This window comes from Escherichia sp. AM3, assembly GCF_032029835.1.
GTDB classification, from domain to species: Bacteria; Pseudomonadota; Gammaproteobacteria; order Enterobacterales; family Enterobacteriaceae; genus Escherichia; species Escherichia coli.
The window spans coordinates 1-3,517 of the sequence record NZ_JAVUPQ010000161.1; the positions used below are offsets into that span (position 1 = coordinate 1).

At 41.8% G+C, this 3,517-nt stretch carries 3 protein-coding genes and 2 pseudogenes; 3 read left to right on the top strand and 2 right to left on the bottom strand.

Annotation, left to right across the window (positions count from 1 at the left end; all coding sequences use genetic code 11):
- The 3 genes and pseudogenes from RTW80_RS23220 to RTW80_RS23230 form a co-directional block, all read left to right on the top strand.
- Window positions 1-120 (top strand): annotated as a pseudogene (locus RTW80_RS23220) (HD family hydrolase); the annotation flags it as partial.
- Window positions 111-989, top strand: coding sequence for a phosphoadenosine phosphosulfate reductase family protein (locus RTW80_RS23225; RefSeq protein WP_000335011.1), 879 nt, complete (start codon window positions 111-113; stop codon window positions 987-989). The pseudogene RTW80_RS23220 and the gene RTW80_RS23225, both read left to right, overlap by 10 nt.
- On the top strand, window positions 986-1,333 hold the full coding sequence (locus RTW80_RS23230) for a hypothetical protein (RefSeq protein WP_000206056.1): 348 nt from the start codon (window positions 986-988) through the stop codon (window positions 1,331-1,333). The genes RTW80_RS23225 and RTW80_RS23230 overlap by 4 nt, the downstream gene beginning before the upstream one ends.
- Window positions 1,334-1,809: 476 nt before the next feature.
- Here RTW80_RS23230 and RTW80_RS23235 read toward each other — a convergent pair whose 3' ends face one another.
- Both RTW80_RS23235 and RTW80_RS23240 read right to left on the bottom strand, forming a co-directional pair.
- Window positions 1,810-3,051, bottom strand: a complete 1,242-nt coding sequence (locus tag RTW80_RS23235; RefSeq protein WP_015364392.1) for a hypothetical protein — start codon at window positions 3,049-3,051, stop codon at window positions 1,810-1,812.
- 184 nt (window positions 3,052-3,235) lie between these two features.
- Window positions 3,236-3,517, bottom strand: a pseudogene (locus RTW80_RS23240) (integrase); the annotation flags it as partial.

The following is a 3,517-nucleotide window of genomic DNA, read 5'->3' on the forward strand; positions in this document are numbered from 1 at the left end:
GTACTGGAAGGTATCCCGGCAACAGAGATGTTCAAAGTGATTCCACTGGCACCAGGACATGCCTACGGGATGTTTATGGAACGTTTTAACGAGTTATCGGAGTTACGCAAATGTGCATAACTCATGTAGTTAGTTTTTCCGGCGGGAGAACATCTGCATATCTTGTTCACCTGATGGAAGAACAAAGAAAGGCTGGCAATAACGTCTGCTACATCTTTATGGATACCGGTTGCGAACATCCGCTGACATACCGCTTTATTCGGGAGGTTGTGAAGTTCTGGGGCATACCACTAACTGTGTTGCAGGTCGATATCAATCCTGAGCTTGGGCAGCCAAATGGTTATACAGAATGGGAGCCAAAGGATATTCAGACGCGAATGCCGGTACTTAAACCGTTTATGGACATGGTTAAAAAGTACGGCACGCCATACATCGGCGGCGCGTTCTGTACTGACAGGCTAAAACTCATCCCTTTCACGAAATACTGCGATAACCATTTCGGGCGAGGTAATTACATCACATGGCTGGGTATTCGTGCAGACGAACCCCGTAGGCTGAAACCGAAATCGGGCGTCCGGTATCTTGCCGAACTGTCAGATTTTGATAAGTCGGATGTTATCCGGTGGTGGCGAAAACAACCTTTTGATTTGCAAATCCCGGAGCATCTCGGGAACTGTGTTTTCTGCATCAAAAAGTCAACGCAAAAGCTGGGGCTTGCATGTAAAGACGAACCTGGTCTGATGCGAGTTTTTAATGAGCTGGTTACAGGCAAACACGTCAGGGATGGTCATCGCAGAACAGGTAAAGACGTTATGTACCGTGGTCACCTGACGCTTGACGGAATTGCCAGAATGTCTGCCAACAGCGACTACAGAAATTTGTATCAGGCGATGGTACAGGCCAGGCGATTCGATACCGGCTCGTGTTCAGAGTCATGTGAAATCTGGGGTGATCAATTGGTATTGAAATTCGAAGAGGTAGGGGTATGACAACCGAAATTAACTACCATGCACTGCTTGAGCGCGCACGGAATAAAGTGCAGAGCATTGAGTTCGCCTTAACACAGAGTGCATTCGCTGAGATTCGCGCTGAGCTTGAAGATGATTTAGAACTGGCACGGATTGCACTGGCATCTCTGGAAGTTGAGCCAGATGAACGCGCAGCCTATGAATTATTTATGGAAAAGCGTTTCGGTAAAACAGTCGATCGTCGGAGAGCAAAAAACGGTGATAACGAGTACATGGCGTGGGATATGGCTCTCGGCTGGGTCGTCTGGCAACAACGCGCGGGCATGAGTCTTTCAACTGCACAACCACAGGAGGGTCAACAATGAACAACTTAATGACAACAAAACAAGTCGCCGAATTCTGTGGCGTTTCAATATCGACGGTGCTTCGCTGGAACAGTGTAAACCGGAGGACTGGTCAGAAATATCGGCCTGATTTTCCAGATCCTGATATTAAATCCTGCCCAAATAAATGGGCATCACGTAAGATATACAGGTTTGCAGGAGTAATTGAGTAACAAACATTAGCTCAAATGTGAGCTGGCACATCTATGGCACAAGCCAAACAGATCTGACTGTCTGCTCTGTATCAAGAGCAGACAAGCTATTTATTTTTTTACATGAAAATGCGCGCTCTTTGGACGTTAGGGTTATTCTATCCAGAGCCAGCAGCACCTCTTAGCCAAGTACATAATTGCAGGCACAATCCGGCATCGATGTGCAGCTCCGGTCGCTGAACTGCTGGAAAACCCTTCCGTTCATAAGCCAGTCTCGATACGTGGCAACAGTATCATTGATACAATTTATTTTAATTTTCCCGTACCTCGAAGAAGTGATAGGTATTGATCAGTGGCAAGTAATGGTAGATTATTCTCTTGGCTAGAGTCGATATCTCTAATTAAAATTGTACGGTTTTTTATGCTGAACTTGTATTTAGTCTCCAGCATTGCCCAAAACATTCTTTTATTTAATCTTGATAGTCTTATAAAATTTACAAGACCTTCAAGGCTCATAACTAAAACTTTCGCCCCTTTTGACTCTTTAAGGTTGCTAATTTCGTTATAAATCTTTTCAGCACCTTCTTTCTCTAAAACAAGATCTGAGATTATCACTAAATGATAAATACCCTTTCTGCGCTTTATTAAGCATTCCCTCCCGTCATAATTAATAACCACATCATTATTTAGAATTGGGATAACGCCTTTAACCTGATCGATCCCTTGCAATGCTTTTTTCTTATACATGCTACAAAGCTTTTCATGAGATTTTAAACCCATTTCAATCAAAGATGATGCTTTAGACTGTATAGATAATACATAGTCATTTTCTACAATAAGAATATCAACTAGTTCTCTTTTTTTATTACCCTCAATAATATCTGGAGAAAAAAACACTTCCTCCGGTGAAAAGACCTGCCGCAAAGCATGGTATATAAGAGCTTCCTGCTCATATCCCTCAGAGCCGTTTTCACTGACGCTAAATTCATATGTTAATACGGTATCGTTTGGTTCATGAACACTTGCTAGGTAAGATTTTTTATCGATTACACTTAGTGGCAGACTAATTATTTTCTCGTTACCAGTCAAAGCATTGTTGCAGAATTCATCCATTGCTTCATTACCTTCCCTAAATCCTGAATTGAGAGAATATGAATTAGCACAAAATTTTTTTAAACATTCACACGGTAAATTTTCCGAAACTTTTATTTTCAGGTCCATAACACGCATTGTATGCGAGTCAAAAAATGATAATAGAATACCATCATAAGCGCCTGACAATAACAAATCCAGCCCTTTAATTTCATCTGCCTCTCTTGGTGGATAGGCTAGTAAAAATGGATTATCGACATTATCTTCAATCAACATCCCAATCACTAGTATATTTTTAGTAGATAAACCTACCAAAAAGTGGATAGGTGCTCCTGACCAGACGGATTTAATTATAGGAAGGCTTGATTTAAGTATTATGTGGATATTACGATTTTCACTATCTATCCACACTCCATGTAACTCATTGTTTAAATAGGCCAAAAGTTTAGTATTCATTTCGACTTTCATTTCCTTATTGTGATAATGATGGTGTTCAACACAAACTGGCCAGCAGTTCCAGTATAGTACATCAGTAACTTAGATTGCTTAACTGCAAATCGCGCGTTTTCTAAACATCATATATCCGCTCCTCGCTCAAAGCGGACTGTCATATTTTATTGCGTTCAAAATATGCAAACTGTCAGTTGGTGTCTGAACCAGAACAAGTAACAATCGATTCAACTCTCTCCCACCATGCCTGGTAGGCTTTACGCTGTTCTTCTAAATAATCACTCTTGTCATAAACTTGCCATACCCCCGGCAGTTTATGACCGAGCATTATTTCTGCGATATGAGGCGCAGTAAGATCAGAAAAGTTTGTTCGTGCTGTTCGCCTCAAATCATGCAGAGACCAATGAGGGAATTGATACCCCAAACGCCGCCATGCATACTGCATTAAATTGTAAGGCAGCGACTGCAATGA

Excerpts from the sequence above, each read along its gene's own strand:
- RTW80_RS23225 (WP_000335011.1), top strand. The coding sequence starts at position 111 with ATGTGCATAACTCATGTAGTTAGTTTTTCCGGCGGGAGAACATCTGCA.
- RTW80_RS23230 (WP_000206056.1), top strand. The coding sequence starts at position 986 with ATGACAACCGAAATTAACTACCATGCACTGCTTGAGCGCGCACGGAAT.
- RTW80_RS23235 (WP_015364392.1), bottom strand. The coding sequence starts at position 3,051 with ATGAATACTAAACTTTTGGCCTATTTAAACAATGAGTTACATGGAGTG.